The following is a 16,980-nucleotide window of genomic DNA, read 5'->3' on the forward strand; positions in this document are numbered from 1 at the left end:
ATTCCGTTATTAGTAACCTACAATCATTGTACAGCATTTAATACCATATACAATAAAAAGGTGAACGATCGACTATAGACAAATATCACATTAAAATGAGAGAAATATAGCCTTTTAATGAAATGCGAGACAAATAAGTCAAAAATTCGCCATTTTTTACCAGCACAAATCTATGTAAACTATCCTAGATTTAAAATGTTACCACGTCACTTATTTACAATGTAAAAATGTCTATTTGAGCATGTTTTAGACAAATACCGGAACGATTAGATTCTTCACGCAAATTACGGGCTATGTCAAATGGATTTACAACAGGAAACAGCTTCGTTCGTCATAGTGACAGTTTACAAACGGATAGGGGAGTAAATAAACAGTGAGTCCGCGATCAGCGGTACACGGGAAGAATGGTGAAAGCATGATCAAGGCAGCTATCATGATCATGCTTTCGAACAACAAGTCGCTATTCGGAAAAATGATCAAGGCAAATATCAACGAACAACCACTTAGTCAGAGAAAATCACATCACGATCGTTATTTGGATCAATGATCAAGGGTGTGACCGTTCCGGAAGCATGTAAATTACCAACTAACTTACGGTCAAATGCAGATGAACACTAGCTTAGCAGCGTATCCTAAGCTAAACAGGGCAAAATCGAGTCATCACACTTAACCGAACGCATAAACAACCTCCACCTTGATCATGCTTTCATCGTTATCACGCCATTGTCGGAAAAATGATTTTCCGCGCGCCGACTGTCATTTCAATCCACCAATACATTAAAATGGATTAAAAACAGAGCAATTGCGACTTACCTTGATCATCGTTTCGCGTGACTTTAGGGTATAAAAAGCAGAAAATAGCTTAACCGAGCAAATCAGCAGCGATCCCCTTGTGGATAAGATGTGGAGGTACGATGATCATGCTTCTAGCCAGTCGTTGATCATTGATTCACATTATTCATGATCATGGTTTCTACGTTATTTGATCATGCTTTCTTGCAATTAATGATCATCGTTTCGGAATAAGTATGATCATGCTTTCGAGCAAGTATTTTTTTAATCTCTAATATTCAATAACTTGCGAGAGCAAACTCGTTCAGATCAATAGATCATATAATCAATTAAGATCAATATAATCAGAAAGATCAGTTTGAAAGAACAATAAGTTTTTTCTTTATTTATGATCTTTTTTTCTTTATTCTTCTGGAACTATATCGATATTACGGCTTATGTGACACGGATCCAATAATGAGCTCAGAAGAAAAAATACTGATCAAAGCCCCTCGCAGTCATAAGGATGGACATCTATTTGAAGTGTCTGAAGCCGCCGTCGACTGGATTGAACAATACCAACACTTTAAAGGTGTGACGAAAAGTATCGTCGAACTGTTGAACTTAATTTCATTACGCGGTTTTCGCAGTAAAGACGGTTTGGTGTCAACAACCGAACTCATTGAAGCGACAGATGGTCAAATTACCCGCGCGGCTATCCAACAGCGTTTACGCGCTGCGGTAACGGTCGGTTTGTTTGATCAAATTCCAGTTAAGTTTGAAGAGGGCTTAGCAGGGAAGACGATGCTCCATAAGTTTGTTAACCCTAACCGACTGATCTCCGCACTCGGGGCAACCAGTTTAGTTACTGAAAGTGTTAAACAAACGGAAAAGAAAAAGCGCTCTAAGGCGTTAGCACAAACTCAAGTGAACAAACGTTTATTGAATGAGTATGGGCTAAACACCCCACCAGCGATGAAAGATGAAGCGGATCAGTTTGTGGTCTCTCCAACCAACTGGGCCGGTATCATTGACCAAGCGCTTGCGCCACCTCGCACACGTAAAAATTACCAAAAATCGATGGTTTCGATCTCTGGTACACGTGCGGTGATAGAAACACGATCTTCGAAAAATATTATGACGGTCGATGACTTAATGACGTTGTTTGCGCTGTTTACGCTCACCGTTCAATACCACGATCACCACCAGCACCAATATCAGCTTGATGCTAAACAAACCCCGAATAAGACACCGCTGTACATCACGGATATTCTCTCGTTGCGTGGCAAGAAAGACAGCGGCCCTGCACGTGATTCAATTCGCGATAGTATTGATCGTATCGAGTTTACCGATTTCCAGTTACACGAGCTAACAGGACGTTGGTTAAGCGAGAACATGCCAGAAGGCTTCAAGAGCGATCGTTTTCGTTTTCTAGCCCGAACCATTACTGCATCTGAAGAAGCACCTACAGAAGGCTCTGACGGCGAAATTCGCATTAAACCAAACCTATACATCCTGGTTTGGGAGCCATCGTTCTACGAAGAGTTGCTGACTCGTGATTATTTCTTCTTGTTTCCACCTGAAATACTGAAACAACATACACTGGTTTTTCAGCTGTACAGTTATTTCCGTAGCCGTATGTCGCGTCGCCACAGTGACGTGATGTTACTCAGTGAACTGAACCAAAAATTGGCGCGCAATATTGAGTGGCGTCGTTTTTCGATGGATCTGATCCGAGAGTTGAAACGCCTATCGGATGGCAAAGGATCCGATGAACTGTTCGTGGTCAACTTATGGGGTTATCACTTAACGATCTCTGCCATTGTCGAAAAAGATAAGATCAAAGATTATCAGGTCGATATTAAGTGTGATGTGGAGGAAGTGCTGCGTTATTCACGAGCTCGCACGACCAATGCAGGCAAACGCAATATGGCGCCAACCCTACCGAACCCGTTACGAAATGAAATGGTCACGCGCCAACAGCTTGATGAGCTATCGCAAATTATTGATGGTGAGTTTGAGCCAATTCAACGTAAAGAACGTTCACCAAAAGGGAATTTGGGCCGTCGAGTGAAGCAGCGTAAACACTTAGTTGAAATTAACGCTGATGAAATTACGATAACCTTATCCAAATATACCTCTGAAGAAGCCTTAGAGCGCAGTATTGCCGCTTTAGCTGCCATGACAGGGCATTCCCAAGGGTCGATTCGTGAAGAGTGTCTGGAACTGGTTGATAAGCTGGATTGGTTGAGAGTAGGGGAAGACCCAATTCCATACGAGACACTAAGTAAGATGGTTGAGCTGTACAACAGTCAGAGTGACAACAAACACTTGTCAATTGAGCGTTTGATTGCGGGTCTCGCAGTACGTCGAAAAGTGTGTAAGCAGGTTATGGATGGACACCTTGACGATTCAGTATTCCGTGCGTTAGATGAAGTGGCGATCTAGTCGCCCTTTTGAATATAAAGTAGACAGTTTTACTACATTACCCTGACAGAGCACTGACAATGATCGCGGCTCGAAAGTTATGATAGATCCCGAATAGACAACCTTTTGTCCTTTCTGATGAATTTTAAGGATACTTCCTATCCTTTAGATTGGCTCATATTGTTACATTCATTCTGAATTGTTCGCGAGTTCATTTGAACTCGCTTTTTTTTGCCTAAAATTCCTGATTTTTACTCGATTCGATTAATGCCAGTAGTGCTCTGGTCGCCGTTGTTACGTCACTGGCGTGGCAAATCGCTGACACCAACGCTAAACCGTGCACACCGGTCGCAACCAGCTGCGGTATATTGTCTTGGTTGATTCCACCGATTGCGACAATGGGCAACTGAGTGGTATTCAGTGCTAATTTCAGCCCCTCAATTCCCCAATAATGCTTGGTATCGGTTTTTGTCGTGGTCGGGTAAATGGCGCTTAAGCCGATATAATCGATCGGCAGCGAATCCGCGATCGCCAACTGAGCTTCGTTTTCTATCGAAAGCCCCAAGATCTTATCGGGACCGATTAAGCGTCGGGCTGTGCGTGCAGGAAGATCCGATTGACCTAAGTGCACGCCGTCCGCATCAACGGCTAAAGCGACATCAACGCGATCGTTGATGATCAAAGGCACATTGGTGTCTTTAAGTAATTGTTTTATTACCAAAGCTCGCTCAATAAACGCACGTATATCACCATGTTTTTCGCGTATCTGAACCATAGTTACACCACCTGCAACGGCTTGTTCTACTACCCGAGTCAATGTGGCGAGGTCTTGTTGGTCATCGGTAACCAGATATAAACGGTAAGGGTTCATTATTTTTCCTAAAGGATCTCCTCGCCAGTAATGGAGAGGAGATCGATTTGAGATTGCTTAGTGAATCTCAAGTTGCAAACGAGCGACGATTTGAGCTTCATCGATTTGATATAAAGTATCCAGCAAGGCGACTTGCAAACTGCCTGGGCCTGAGGCATTTTCGGCGGCAATCTCACCCGCAACACCAAGTATTGCCGCTGCTGCCAATCCAGTGTCATCTCCAACCGCCGCAAATGCGCCTGTAAGCGCTGTTAGTGTACAACCCATGCCAGTGACGTGGGGCATCATCTTATCGCCGTTTGTGAGCGCTACAGTGCGATTTTGGCTAACGATATAATCGGTAGCGCCGGAGATCATCACGTTGGCGGCGTATTCTGCTACCAAGAAACGTGCCGCTCCTAGTGCTGCTTCGCTACTGTCTAGAGCATCAACCCCTTTGGTTTGCGCCTGCTCACCGGCTAGCGCGATGATCTCTGAGGCATTACCTCGGATGATAAGTTTCTCGGCTAAACGAGCGATTTGACGTGAGGTCTCTGTACGCAGCGTGCTGGCACCACAACCGACAGGATCAAGAATAACGGGTTTTCCGTGCCGGTTGGCTTGTTCGACGGCAAATAGCATACGAGGTATCCAGACACTATCTAACGTGCCGATATTAATAACCAATGCTCCGGCAAATGACAGCATTTCCGCCATCTCTTGTTTTGAGTGCGCCATGATTGGCGACGCGCCTATTGCCAGCAATGCGTTAGCGCTGTTGTTCATCACCACATAGTTGGTGATATTGACCACCAGCGGCTTCTGCTGACGTACGGCGTTGAGTGCTTGAATGATAGTGTCGACTGACATTGTTTACTCCTTTTGTGCGGCTTGCACATCTAAACCTTGTTGCCAAAAGGCAATTTCCATACGAGTTGCGGTTTGAAACACATTGATTAGGTTTTGACCTCGTTGGCTATTGAGATCGATGTCAGCCAGCAACTGGTTAAAATGGCGGGCTCCTTGATCAGCACCAGATTGAAACTCTTCGCCTGCATAGAGCTGGATCCAACTGGCGTATGGATTGCCGTCGATGATGGTAGTTGGACTCTCGCTAAGCATTTTGCCAATCCATGCATAGCCAATTGAGCATGGGGCGAGGGCGGCATAAAGGTCGACCAAGTCTCCGGTCATTCCGGCATCCAGTACATAGCGGGTATAGGCAACGGTGCCGAAGTCTTCGGTTTCATTTTCAAGGTCGGACTCTGTCAATCCCCATTGCTGGCAGTAGTCAACGTGGTGGGCGATTTCTGAGTCAAGCAGGGCATGAACGCTAGGTAAAGCGCGGCGCATATCCTCCAAAGTGCGAGCTTTGTATATTGCCAATGCGTAGGCTCGTGCATACTGCTTGAGAAAGAGAAAATCTTGTTTGAGGTAGTGTAAAAAGCAGTGATGAGCCAGTTCGCCTTTGGCGAGCTGCTCAACAAATGGGTGCTCGGTATATTGCTGCCAATCGGCGCGACAAGCATCGATTAAATCTTGATATTGCATAGTTAACTCACCTTAATATCAATTTAAATTGGGTACGTAATCTTCCGCTTTAGGTAGCGTATCGATGATGTGTTGTGAATACATAAACTGTGCGTAATCATCGTAACGTTTGAGATCAACAGCGGCAGGGCGAAGTGCAAAACGGGTTAACGTGTCGTTCCAAGCACGCTTATTCAGTTCGTTATCTAGCGTGTCGGGGGAATAAGCGACAAACTCTTGCCATGACTGCTTAGGGTGATTGACGATGTAGGTAGTTGCTTGTTCCAGCGCTTTGTTGAATGCTTGGATAGCTTGTTTGTCATAATGGTTAGCATTGGCGACAAATACCAACTCATCGTAGGCTGGAACGCCATGTTCTTCAGGGTAAAAGGTTTTGGCCGCATACCCTTCAAGCGCGAGTTGGTTGGTTTCAAAGTTACGTAATCCACCCCATATTGCATCGACTTTTCCCGATGCCAATGATGAAGATAGTGCCCAGCCAACATTGATAATTTCAACATCGGAGAACTTAACGTTAGCCTGAGAAAGCATGGTGCCGATGGTGGCTTCTTCGTTACCTGCAATTGCGATACCGATTTTCTTGCCTTTTAAATCACTTAGTTGTTCGTTTTTACCGTTATCGAGCACCATCAGAGTGTTAAGAGGGGTCGCGATCAATGTGGCGGAGCGTATCAGTGGTAAACCGGCAGCAACGTCAATGGTGAGGTTAGGCTGATAGGAGATCGCCATATCCACTTTACCCGCAGCGACCAATTTCGGTGGGGTACTTGGATCTGCTGGCTCTTGGATATCGACCTCAAGTCCTTGTTGTTTAAAGTAACCACGCTCTTGTGCAATAACGATAGGACCGTGATTTGGGTTAACAAACCAATCGAGCATCAAGGTGAGTTGTTTGTCTTGTGCCAAAACGTTGTTGGATAGGAGTGCGCTCAGTAGGGCTGCAGCGCTTATCATCTTATGTTGGTTCATTTGAGTTCCTTGTGTTGAGCTTACTTGTTTTCCCATGGAATGGCTTTTTTCAGCAGTGCATCGCTGATGAAGTAGAGAGCGATAGAAAGTGCGGCGAGAATAAACAGTGCGGCAAACATTTCATCGATGATCATGCGCGCATTGGCTTGTAACATCAGGTAGCCAAGTCCTGCACTGGATCCCACCCATTCACCGACGACCGCACCAATCGGCGCGATAACGACAGCAACGCGAATACCAGATGCCAATGTCGGTAGAGAGGCAGGGAACTGAATATGGCGGAGCCGTTGCCATTTTGATGCCCCCATTGTTTTCGCTAAGTCGAGATAGCCAGATGGGGTGTTACGCAAACCGTCATAGCAGCATGTGGTCACCGGGAAGAAGATAATTATCGCCGCCATCACGACTTTCGACGCGATGCCATAGCCGAGCCACAGCATCAGAATAGGGGCAATCGCAAATACGGGTATCGCTTGACTGGCGATTAAGATAGGTAGCAACCAGCGTCTGAGCGGCGCAAAGAGCAACATCTGCAGCGCAAACAACAAGCCCATTGATAGTCCCAACATCAGCCCAAGCAATATCTCTTGCGCGGTAACCCAAGTGTGCTTGAGCAGAATCTCATGACGTGATACCAGCTTTTCGAGCACTTCTAGGGGCGCTGGCAAGATAAAGCTCGGCAGAGCAAAGACCACGACAACCAACTGCCAAAGTGCGAACAGGATAAGTGTGGTTAGCATTAAGCGAACGATGGGCGAGGTTGACCGTGTCATGGTGGTCTGTGCGTCTAGCACCGATGTCCCTGTGCTGTGCTTACTCATAGTCTTGCTCCAATTGATCTAAGATCGCTTGTTGTAGTTCTGCACATTCTGCGTCAAGCACTCTTGGTGGGTTACTTCGTGGTACCGTCAGTTCTCTAGCTTGTGCTGGAGCGCCTTGCAGGACGTAAAGCTGATCTGCCAAACGTACCGCCTCTTGAGGATCGTGGGTGATTAACACGACTGTTTTATCTTTCAATAAATCCGCCGCTAAGGTTTGAAGCTTATGTCGGGTGACAGCATCGAGTGCAGAAAAGGGTTCATCCATTAACACGATAGGTTGCTGCTGCATTAAGGTTCGTGCGAGCGCGACACGTTGGCGCATCCCACCAGATAGTTGTTCGGGCTTTGTGTCGGCATACTCAAACAATCCAACTTGCTTGAGTAGCTGCTCGGCCTTCGCGTATTGGCTCTTGAGGCTGACGTTGCTAAAACGGGCGCTTAAGCAGACGTTATCGCGCACATTTAGCCAAGGTAACAACAAATCTTGTTGCGCCATGTAAGCGATACGGTGACTGAGCGGTAGACCGTCACTGGTGGTTAAATCTCCGTTTTCGATTAGCTTATTATCGAGTAAACCTGCAAGGTAGCGCAGTAGGGTCGTTTTGCCACAACCACTGCGACCAAGCAGGACTGTCCATTGACCTGCTGGAAAGTCAATGTTCACCTGATCAAGTGTTGCTACAGGGCTATCTTTATACTTCAACCCTTTGTTTTTGAGAGCTATACCAACGCTAGTCACGGTGTTGACTGCCTTTGCCAAAGTTCGACCCAGCAAAGAAATGATGCACCGGACCATGACCTTGCCCCACGGCTAATTCGTCTGCATGGGCGATAGCCTGTGAAATATACTCTTTTGCCAGTTTGACCGATTGAGTGACATCATTGCCTTGAGCAAGATAGGAAGCGATCGCCGAGGAGAGGGTACACCCGGTGCCGTGGGTGTTTTTCGTCGCATGACGTTTAGCACTGATAAGTTCAACTGAGTCGCGGGTGATCAAGAGATCGTTACTGTTTTGATCGTGTTCTAAATGTCCGCCTTTCAGTAACACCGCTCCCGCTCCCAGCGCCCGTAAATCCGCGATCATCGCATTCATTGCTTGCTCAGACTGAGGGACAGATTGCTCCGTTAAAGCAGCGCCTTCTGGTAAATTTGGTGTAATGATGTCGGCGAGGGGAAGCAGTTGACTTTTTAGTGTGCTGATCGCCGATTGTTCTAACAAAAGATCCCCGCTGGTCGCGACCATCACAGGGTCAACAATCAAGTGTTGTGGTTGGTACTGTTTAATTTTGCTTGCGACCACCTCAATAATGTTTGAGTCGGCCAACATGCCGATTTTTACCGCTACGATATTGAGATCGGTAAATACGGCATCAAGCTGACTTGCGACATGTTCCAGTGGAATAGGGAAGATGGCACTTACGCCTTGAGTGTTCTGCGATGTGATGGCTGTGATCACTGAGCAGGCATAACTTCCTGTTGCGGATATGGCTTTGATATCGGCCTGAATGCCTGCACCGCCGCCACTATCTGAGCCTGCGATGGTAAGTACAATCGGTGTTTGGGTATGACAAGTTTGCGCCATGGTCGCTCCTATTACTGATGTATAGGAACTATGACCCTGACCAATCAAGACGGATCGCACCCAAGCGGGTTGGGTTGCGCGGACTGCGTGTGGCAAAGTGTTGATAGTTCCCTACGTCAGTGCTAACTGAATCAGGTTCAACGGGTCTCGAAATTCGATCTCAGCCGCCGCATATTTGCTTTGGCCCCCCGACTATGTGCTCAGATATTAACAGTAAGCTCATCAATGTGCTACCGATAGAGCCACGGAATCCTGCATCGTGCAGTCACTTGAGTATTGAAGACTTGATTGATTGCTTTTAGCTTCAGGAATTGAGAAAGGTTGGTTGGCTGCCAAGCCTTTAAACTATCGGAAGCATGGCGAGAAATACGGAAATATGATCAAGGGGAGGGTCGAACACGACAGCACGATCAGTGAATGCGGCGGTTTCCTTGATCATGCTTTCGAGGTTCATTCCAGCTGTGTGCTGCCATAAACTGCACATGCGACTCTATCAACATGGTTGACTCTTGTTGCCAATCCGCTTGTGGTTGTTGGTTGCAAAACTCAAGTGCAAGCACAGTAAGGTGCTGTAAACGTTTCATAGACCAATCACGCAGTTCGATATCTGCGATAGGTTGACTGGCCGTCGCCTGCAACTTACTACTAGCAAGTTGCAGGAATGGGTACGCTTTGGTTGGGTCTTGATAGCGCATGGATTGAAACAGACGTAGACAGCCGTCTAACCAACACGCTATCGCTTTGCTTTGTTGCTCGGTAACCTCTGGGCCCCAAATAGAATCGGGCGCAGAAAGGATCAACTTTTGCAAAGTTTCATCTTGATCATGCTTCCGGTTTTGATACCAGTCAGTGATCTTTTCTAGCCACGATTCTAATGTGATCATGCTGCGTTATCCCATTGCTTTACAAAGTGATTTTCACCGATTTGCTTAACACCTTGCTGCACTATTGCGCTGGTGGCGCGAATTTCATCGGCTTCTTGAGAATAGTTTGGTTCAGTTTCGACCAAATGACCAAATGGTAAATCTGGGTCTGGCACAGCAGAGATAAGCAGTTTGGTGTATGGATGCTGTGGATTGGTTAGAATGGCTTGCGTATCCCCCCATTCAACGATTTGTCCTTTGTACATTACCGCGGTCTCTTCTGCGATGTAGTGCGCAGTGGCAAGGTCATGAGTAATATATAAAAAACCGATCCCAAGTTCTTTTTTCATCCGCTGCATTAGGTTAAGTACACCAAGGCGGATTGAAACATCGAGCATTGAGGTTGGTTCGTCAGCAAGGATGACTTCTGCTCCCACAGCCAGTGCGCGCGCTAAGTTAACCCTTTGACGCTGACCGCCGCTGAGTTCATGAGGGAATTTTTGCAAGGTATCAGGGGCAAGTTCCACCAGCTTGAGTAGTTCATCTAAGCGAGCAGGGATCTCTTGGTTGCTCTTTACTTGCTTGTGGATCTTGAGTGGACGAGTGAGGTGATGCTCAATCGTGTGGGTTGGATTCAATGAACCAAATGGATCTTGAAATACCATTTGTACCTTGCTGCGGTAATCAAGCAGATCTTTTCGGCTATTGATCTCATTGATATTACGACCTTTAAAGAGGATCTCGCCGCTGGTGGCAGGGTACACCTTAGTGATCAAACGTGCACAAGTACTTTTACCACAGCCAGATTCTCCGACTAATGCTAAAGTTCGCCCCCGATGAAGATTAAAACTAACTCCTTGCAATGCTCGAAAGCGCTCAACTGAAGAAAACCCGCCACCGATTGAAAATTCTTTTACAATATCATTAACTTGAACGATTGGTTCACTCATGCCAGTGCTCCTTCTGATTGATGCTTTCCTTGGTGGATATTAGGGAATGATGCCCATAGTTTTTGGGTATAGGCGTGCTGAGGATTTTCGCGAATGGCCTTTGAACTGTTCACTTCAACAATCTCGCCATGACGCATGATCGCAATGCGATCACATAACTGAGTCATCAGGGCTAGATCGTGGGTGATAAACAAGATCGAGAAACCAAACTCTTCACGCAGTTGGTAGATTTGCTGCAAGATCTCGCGTTGCACCACTACATCCAATGCCGTGGTTGGCTCGTCCATAATGATCATTTTTGGGTTGAGTGACAGCGCAATCGCAATCACAAGACGTTGGCGCATGCCGCCACTAAATTGGTGTGGGTACTCGGTTAAGCGTTCCCGTGGGATATTGACCAGATCGAGTAACTGTTCAGCGCGTTTTTTTGCTTGCTCTTCGCTCATCCCTTGATGATGACGCAGTACATCAGCAAACTGCTCTTGTACTGGCAATACGGGGTTTAATGAGTTCATTGCACTTTGGAACACCATCGCAATCTCGCTCCAGCGAATGGTGTTGAACTCAGCTTCAGGCAATTTTAGGAGATCTCGTCCTTCAAAATGGATTTGCCCACCAGAAATAAAGGCAGGCGCTTTGTGCAAGCGGTTTATCGCAAAGGCAATGGTACTTTTACCACACCCCGATTCACCTGCGAGACCGAAAATCTCACCTTTGCCAATATCAAAACTGACCGATTTAACCGCATTGAAGTCCCCGTGGTCGGTGATGTAATCGACGCACAAATTGCGGACTTTAATGATCGGCTCGGAATGGAACGCATGTTGTAAAAAATGTTGACTCATAACGACACTCGACTGATAAAGATAATGATTATCATTAACTCTTATTTTGAATGAGAAAAGAAGATCGAGAGAAAAGAGTGAACTTGGTCGAGAAATAGCCGTTTTGAGCGGAAAAGATGAGAGATTTTGGACAAGGAGTGGGGTGAAAAAGTAAGCGTTGCGTGATCTAAAGCAAATTAGCTTTGCTGAGGGGAATTCTTTAAATGTACAGTGCTATCTCAGTGGGTGCAAAGCAATTTCAAACCAAATTATTACTTACTGATTGAACTATTATCGCCATCACATTCCTGACTGATTGTGCTTAACAAGCTAGGGCTGCATTTGCTAAGTATTACCTCGTCCCTTGCATGGTTTTCCGCGGAGGTTTTTATGTCCATTAATTCTTTAGACCATGATGAAATGACAAGTATTGCAAGTAAGTGGGACTTCACGGAAGAAGTTGAATCGCAACAGCCGACATCAATGGTTAAATCTGCTGAAGCTCGTCGTCGCATTGAGATGCTACGCGAGATTCGAGAAAGTGGTTTGACAATTGAAGAGGCGCGAGAGCTTGGTTTGCTGCACTGATAAAAAACTTGTTAATACTTTCCAGTAGGGTGGCTATTCTATAAGCCACCCTTTGTTGTTTTTGAGCTCGCCCTCGTTTTCTTTTCTCAACATTTAGCTCTGTTGTGGTATATTCGCGCCTCGTATTTGAATTCGAGATCGAACTATGTCGGTAAATTTGTCGTTGTTACCCGCAGATGAGAAGAACAAAGTCGAGCTAGATAAGCAGGCGGCGTTTCTCGTGTGGAAGCTCAAAGAAGCTAAAACAGGCCCGGATGAGATTGATCAACAAGTGGGCAAGATCGTCGATGAAGCTGAACGTACTTGGTTTATTGAGTGCGTAGCAAAATACAAACGACTTATGGGTGTCGCGTAAGCCCAAGCTATAGTCAAGCAGTTCTGTTTGGCTATATACCAATAACTGGTGAGGCGAGGCAAAATTGAAAAGCCTCGATTTTTTGCTAAAATCCTTCGCGTTAAATTTAAATTTTAAGAGAGATCGTCCCGATGGGAAGAAGTTTTGAAGTGCGCAAAGCCTCTATGGCGAAAACTGCAGGCGCAAAAATTAAAGTTTATTCCAAATACGGTAAAGAAATTTACATGTGTGCGAAAAACGGTGGTTCAGACCCAGACATGAACTTGTCGCTACGCCACCTAATTTCTAAAGCTAAGAAAGATCAGGTTCCAGCACACGTTATCGATAAAGCACTAGACAAAGCTAACGGCGGCGGCGGTGAAGATTATGCACCAGCTCGCTACGAAGGTTTCTCTCCTGGTGGTGCAAGTGTGATTGTTGACTGTCTAACAGACAACGGCAACCGTACTTTCCAAGACGTTCGTCAATGCTTCGTAAAAACAGGCGCGAAAATTGGTGTTGAGGGTACTGTTTCTCACATGTTTGCTCACCAAGCTGTATTCCAGTTCAAAGGTGAAGACGAAGAGCCAGTATTAGAAGCGCTAATGATGGCTGACTGTGATGTAACAGACATCGAACTTGAAGACGGTGTGATCACTGTTTATGCGCCAAACACTGAGTTCTTCAAAGTGAAAACGGCTCTAAACACTGAGTACCCAGAGCTGACTCTTGACGTTGAAGAAATCACTTTCGTTCCTCAGTCTTACCATGAAATTGGTGCTGACGATCAAGAGAAATTCCAGAAGTTCCTAGACCTTCTAGAAGATTGTGATGACGTACAACAAGTTTACCACAACGCTGAAAACTAATTTCTGCGTGTGACAAATACTAAAGGCTTCGCAAATGCGAAGCCTTTTTTTATCTTTGTTGTTTCTAAGTTCGACAGACCCTAGTCTTTTCGCAGGTGAGATTGGCGTTGATTGGTCGTAAACAGTTTGTACAAAGTAAACAGTATTGCCAGCGTGACGGCGAGTTGCCAACCACGTAAAAAGGTGCGCTCTAACCCCATTTCATTTGCGCCAATGTAGAGTTGAATGGGCAACATCGTAGCCAGTAGCGCATCACTATGCAGATCACGCAAGGTGAAATCTGCTTTTGCCATTAAGCTTGCCAGCATAAAAACCAACCCTCCAAGCAGCAGTGCATACAGACCAATGTTGGTTTGATGACCAGACAGCAGCAAAGTAAATATAAACGCCAATGCGCACCCACCGACTTGCGTGACAAAACGTCTTTCCACCACTTGGCGAAACGCATTGGCTTGGCTTTGGGTTGCCGCGGCAATCACTGGCACCAAACAGAAGGTGGCGGATAACATTTCGACTTGCAGTAGAAAGCCGACACCGATGCCAATTAAGGTTAGTGCGATAAGGCGCTGTTGTGCAGTAACGGTTTTAGGTTCAAACAGAGTGGGTTTGCCTTTGCTCGCAATAGGGAACAATGCTACCGCGGTTTTACAGACGACGGTGGTAATCACCATAGAAGCCAAGATTTCGTGAATACGAGTGGTTATATCCGCGCTGGTATGTTGGGCGAAAATAATCACTAAAATCCAGTTAAATGTTGGCATCAACATTGCCCCCATTTTAGCGGGCGTTGTTGCTCTGCGGCGCATCCAGTCAAAGAACAATAAGCTGATGGTCCAGATGATGAATGGGTGCTGTGAGAAGCAATTGCTGACAACCAGTGCAGCGCTAGCCGCTAATAGCGTTGGGGTAAAGGTTTTAGCTAAACCAGACCAAGAGTAGTCTTTACTCTTGGTCATAATGATCGTCGGATAAAGCGCTAAATAAACGGGTGATGTCAGGTTCAGTAGCTTGCCAAGTAGCATACATACCGTAATCGCCAGCGTAACGCGCAGTGCTTCGTTGCGCTGAGATACATCGTCAAACTGGATAAAGGAATTTAGGTTCATACTCAATACCTTCACTGCCCAAAGTTAGTAGATATAGCGAAATAGTGAGACTAAGTGGATCCACGTATAGCTGATGGCATCAATGAGGATTGAGCCGTTCTTGACGGAAACGGAAGCCCGTGCGCCTGAGATTAAGCGTTGCGCCATTTCTGGTTTCACATCATCCAACACGATACGCACTCGAATCTTTTGTTGTTCGCGAATCCAGCGGTTATCGTTGATGACATCAACGAGTTGACCGTTGCTGTTGTCGATATCGCGGATAGCACGCTCTTGGCTTTCAATGTGACCGATGAATACCTTACCTGGAATGGCGTCAAAAGCGATGTAAGCTTGATTGTCTTGAGTTAGATGCTCGATACCTTTTTCATTGAAATCTGCGCTGAGCCAAGCGTGAGACTCATTGACAAGCAACAATGCGGTCGTACCTTGGCTGATATAGCTACCGGATTGCAATTGTAGGTTGGTGACGACACCGTCGGTTTGCGCCACAATTTGCGTATGCTGCTGATCCAGTTCTGCACTGGCGAGCTTCGCTTTAGCGAGCTGTATCGCTGCATTGCTGTTGCTGTCAGCCAATGACGCTTCAATGCGCATGATGTCGGCTTTTGCCGCCATTAATGCACTTTTTGCTACTTTGACACTTAATTCACTGTCTTCAATCGCTTGAGTCGTTGTCAGCCCTTTTTTGTAAAGTGCTTTGTTACGCACCAGCTTGGCGACAGCGTTGTGCTCTTCTTCTTGTTTCTGTAACAAGGTCTGCTTAGCTACGTTCAATTGCTGCTGGTTTGCGTCAAAGGTTTGCAACGCTTGGGCGAGTTCTGCTTTTGCTTGGCTGACTTTAAGTTGGTAGCTTTGGGCATCTAAGGTAAATAATGTCTCGCCAGATTTTACTTGCTCACCGTTTCGCACGGCTACTGTTTCGATAACACCTGATGTTTCAGGGGCGATTGTTGCCACTGTGCGGTGCAGTGACGCTTGAGTTGTGAACGGGGCAATATTGTCAGCTGCGACCAAAAATAGTGAGAATAAGATGGTGATGCTGAGTACGGAGTAAAGGGCGTATTGGTAGAATTTTTCTGTCATTAGTCTTCTCTTGCTGCTGAATTATTTGTCACCTCCTTGTTGGATTCTCTATCGGATTATGTCGTATCGCTTAAGCTGTTATCCATGCAGCTAAACGACGAACCTGCGGCAATAATGTCAAGTTAAGGAATAGGGCGCAGGGCCACGCTAAACTGAAACTCTCTAGCCAGATCAGCGGCCAATCACTGCTAAAGCCAAGCTTGTAGCCTGACAAGACGCCCGACATCATCAGCGCCATAGTGAAAGAGGACATTAGTGCGGTGAGCCAAAATTGTTTGGTGTTCATGCTTTGCTCCTGTCTTGCTTGGCTTTGGTTTCAATAGACTATATATTCATCCATTAATGAGAAAAATAAGCAGGAATAGAAGTGTGAATTCCATATTTGGAAATGTAGACGATCTGTATCTGTTTTGTGCAGTGGTAGAGTTTGGCTCTTTGCAAGCCGCTTCTCGCCAATTGCGTTTACCGATTTCTACTATGTCGAGACGTTTAAATGCGCTTGAAGAGCGGCTTAACATGCGATTATTGGAGAAACAGGGACGGGAGTTAGCACCAACTGAGTCAGGTATGCGCGCTTTTCACTTGTTAAAAAGTGGTATGGAGAGCATTGAGACGGGTTTTGCACAACTCAGTGAAGACCGCCAAGACGTAGAGGGGAAAATTAAACTCGCGTTGCCTTACAACTTCTATCGTGGTTTTGCTGAAGAGGTGGTTGAGCAGTTTTTAACGCGTTACCCCAAAGTGCAGTTGGATCTTGTGCTGAGCCAAGAGCAAATCGTGCCACAAACAGACCGTGATCTACTGATGACTTTTGATTTGCGCGAAATGGAGGGGATGATCGCCAGACCACTGTTTGAGGCCAACCACGGTTTTTTTGCCAGTCCAGAATATCTGGCTCGCGTTGGCGAGATTAATCAGTTGTCTCAGTTACGGGAACAAGCTTGGGTATCGGTGGATAATATCGTTGACCTGCCGATCTATCGAGGTTCCGAGTTGGTGGAAGTGCTATCAATAAAGCCAAAGTTAGTCGTCAATGATATTTTGGCGGTGATTCAGGCGGTTGAGAGAGGTCTTGGTGTTGCATCATTGCCATTTCGCCATATTAAGCCTGAGGGTGAGCAAAACTTAGTTCCCATTCTACCTCAATATAACCGCAGCAAACGCAAAGCGTATCTCGTTTATAAACAGCGTCGCTATCAGCCCAAGGCACTGTCGCTATTTATTGAAGCGTTGTTAGAAGGCGTCAAAAAGATCCAACAAGACCCAATATATCGGCGTTGAGCCACTCTATTAGCGTGTTTAGCCGTCTTCGTGGTGTTTTCTGACATAAGCGGATCAGTAATTTGCGTTTATTCTGACGTAAAAGGCTGAAACAAAACTATGATTAT

Annotated in this window: 18 protein-coding genes and 1 riboswitch; of the genes, 5 read left to right on the plus strand and 13 right to left on the minus strand. The window is 45.9% G+C overall.

The features are described from left to right. The first annotated feature begins 1,248 nt into the window (after window positions 1-1,248). Complete coding sequence (locus tag GZK95_RS14925) at window positions 1,249-3,219, plus strand: replication initiator protein RctB domain-containing protein (RefSeq protein ID WP_075716539.1); 1,971 nt, start codon at window positions 1,249-1,251, stop codon at window positions 3,217-3,219. Between the two features lie 214 nt (window positions 3,220-3,433). Here the strand turns inward: GZK95_RS14925 and thiE are convergent, their stop codons facing one another. From thiE to GZK95_RS14975, 10 genes are all read right to left on the minus strand, one after another. Beyond that, entirely contained in the window at window positions 3,434-4,069 is a 636-nt protein-coding gene (gene thiE, locus GZK95_RS14930) for a thiamine phosphate synthase (protein ID WP_075716540.1), read from the minus strand. Window positions 4,070-4,126: 57 nt separating this feature from the next. Further along, entirely contained in the window at window positions 4,127-4,918 is a 792-nt protein-coding gene (gene thiM / locus GZK95_RS14935) for a hydroxyethylthiazole kinase (RefSeq protein WP_075716541.1), read from the minus strand. A gap of 3 nt (window positions 4,919-4,921) precedes the next feature. Beyond that, window positions 4,922-5,599, minus strand: coding sequence for a thiaminase II (tenA, locus tag GZK95_RS14940; protein WP_075716542.1), 678 nt, complete (start codon window positions 5,597-5,599; stop codon window positions 4,922-4,924). Window positions 5,600-5,617: 18 nt separating this feature from the next. After that, window positions 5,618-6,568: an ABC transporter substrate-binding protein gene (locus GZK95_RS14945; protein WP_075716543.1), complete on the minus strand. Its 951-nt coding sequence runs from the start codon at window positions 6,566-6,568 to the stop codon at window positions 5,618-5,620. Window positions 6,569-6,588: 20 nt separating this feature from the next. Next, window positions 6,589-7,341, minus strand: coding sequence for an ABC transporter permease (locus GZK95_RS14950; RefSeq protein WP_225623976.1), 753 nt, complete (start codon window positions 7,339-7,341; stop codon window positions 6,589-6,591). Between the two features lie 40 nt (window positions 7,342-7,381). After that, on the minus strand, window positions 7,382-8,185 hold the full coding sequence (locus tag GZK95_RS14955) for an ABC transporter ATP-binding protein (RefSeq protein ID WP_083626429.1): 804 nt from the start codon (window positions 8,183-8,185) through the stop codon (window positions 7,382-7,384). Next, the gene (thiD, locus tag GZK95_RS14960; protein ID WP_075716546.1) at window positions 8,121-8,972 is read right to left on the minus strand and encodes a bifunctional hydroxymethylpyrimidine kinase/phosphomethylpyrimidine kinase; all 852 of its coding nucleotides are present in this window, start codon (window positions 8,970-8,972) and stop codon (window positions 8,121-8,123) included. The genes GZK95_RS14955 and thiD overlap by 65 nt, the downstream gene beginning before the upstream one ends. Window positions 8,973-9,063: 91 nt before the next feature. Continuing rightward, a riboswitch (TPP riboswitch) is annotated at window positions 9,064-9,173 on the minus strand. Window positions 9,174-9,382: 209 nt separating this feature from the next. Continuing rightward, complete coding sequence (locus GZK95_RS14965; protein ID WP_075705780.1) at window positions 9,383-9,856, minus strand: transcriptional regulator; 474 nt, start codon at window positions 9,854-9,856, stop codon at window positions 9,383-9,385. Next, window positions 9,853-10,785, minus strand: a complete 933-nt coding sequence (locus GZK95_RS14970; RefSeq protein WP_075705781.1) for an ATP-binding cassette domain-containing protein — start codon at window positions 10,783-10,785, stop codon at window positions 9,853-9,855. Before GZK95_RS14970 ends, GZK95_RS14965 begins: the two co-directional genes overlap by 4 nt. After that, window positions 10,782-11,630: an ABC transporter ATP-binding protein gene (locus tag GZK95_RS14975; protein ID WP_075716547.1), complete on the minus strand. Its 849-nt coding sequence runs from the start codon at window positions 11,628-11,630 to the stop codon at window positions 10,782-10,784. The genes GZK95_RS14970 and GZK95_RS14975 overlap by 4 nt, the downstream gene beginning before the upstream one ends. Window positions 11,631-11,999: 369 nt before the next feature. Here GZK95_RS14975 and GZK95_RS14980 point away from each other — a divergent pair, with 369 nt between their 5' ends. From GZK95_RS14980 to GZK95_RS14990, 3 genes are all read left to right on the plus strand, one after another. After that, window positions 12,000-12,197 (plus strand): PA3496 family putative envelope integrity protein, encoded by a 198-nt coding sequence (locus GZK95_RS14980; protein ID WP_075705783.1) that lies wholly within the window; start codon window positions 12,000-12,002, stop codon window positions 12,195-12,197. Between the two features lie 145 nt (window positions 12,198-12,342). After that, window positions 12,343-12,552: a DUF3283 family protein gene (locus tag GZK95_RS14985; protein WP_075705784.1), complete on the plus strand. Its 210-nt coding sequence runs from the start codon at window positions 12,343-12,345 to the stop codon at window positions 12,550-12,552. Between the two features lie 131 nt (window positions 12,553-12,683). Beyond that, a complete protein-coding gene (locus GZK95_RS14990) occupies window positions 12,684-13,400 on the plus strand; it encodes a YebC/PmpR family DNA-binding transcriptional regulator (protein ID WP_075716548.1) in 717 nt (238 codons plus the stop codon). Window positions 13,401-13,480: 80 nt separating this feature from the next. Here GZK95_RS14990 and GZK95_RS14995 read toward each other — a convergent pair whose 3' ends face one another. From GZK95_RS14995 to GZK95_RS15005, 3 genes are all read right to left on the minus strand, one after another. Continuing rightward, the gene (locus GZK95_RS14995) at window positions 13,481-14,506 is read right to left on the minus strand and encodes a DUF2955 domain-containing protein (RefSeq protein ID WP_075716549.1); all 1,026 of its coding nucleotides are present in this window, start codon (window positions 14,504-14,506) and stop codon (window positions 13,481-13,483) included. 24 nt (window positions 14,507-14,530) lie between these two features. After that, window positions 14,531-15,592 carry an HlyD family secretion protein gene (locus GZK95_RS15000; protein ID WP_075716550.1) on the minus strand — a complete coding sequence of 354 codons (1,062 nt, stop codon included), beginning with the start codon at window positions 15,590-15,592 and terminating at the stop codon, window positions 14,531-14,533. A 70-nt stretch (window positions 15,593-15,662) separates the two neighbouring features. Then, window positions 15,663-15,878 carry a DUF2798 domain-containing protein gene (locus GZK95_RS15005; RefSeq protein WP_075705788.1) on the minus strand — a complete coding sequence of 72 codons (216 nt, stop codon included), beginning with the start codon at window positions 15,876-15,878 and terminating at the stop codon, window positions 15,663-15,665. A gap of 56 nt (window positions 15,879-15,934) precedes the next feature. Here GZK95_RS15005 and GZK95_RS15010 point away from each other — a divergent pair, with 56 nt between their 5' ends. Then, the gene (locus GZK95_RS15010) at window positions 15,935-16,873 is read left to right on the plus strand and encodes a LysR family transcriptional regulator (RefSeq protein ID WP_075716551.1); all 939 of its coding nucleotides are present in this window, start codon (window positions 15,935-15,937) and stop codon (window positions 16,871-16,873) included. Window positions 16,874-16,980: the final 107 nt, after the last annotated feature.

Origin of the sequence: Vibrio panuliri (assembly GCF_009938205.1) — a bacterium.
GTDB classification, from domain to species: domain Bacteria; phylum Pseudomonadota; class Gammaproteobacteria; order Enterobacterales; family Vibrionaceae; genus Vibrio; species Vibrio panuliri.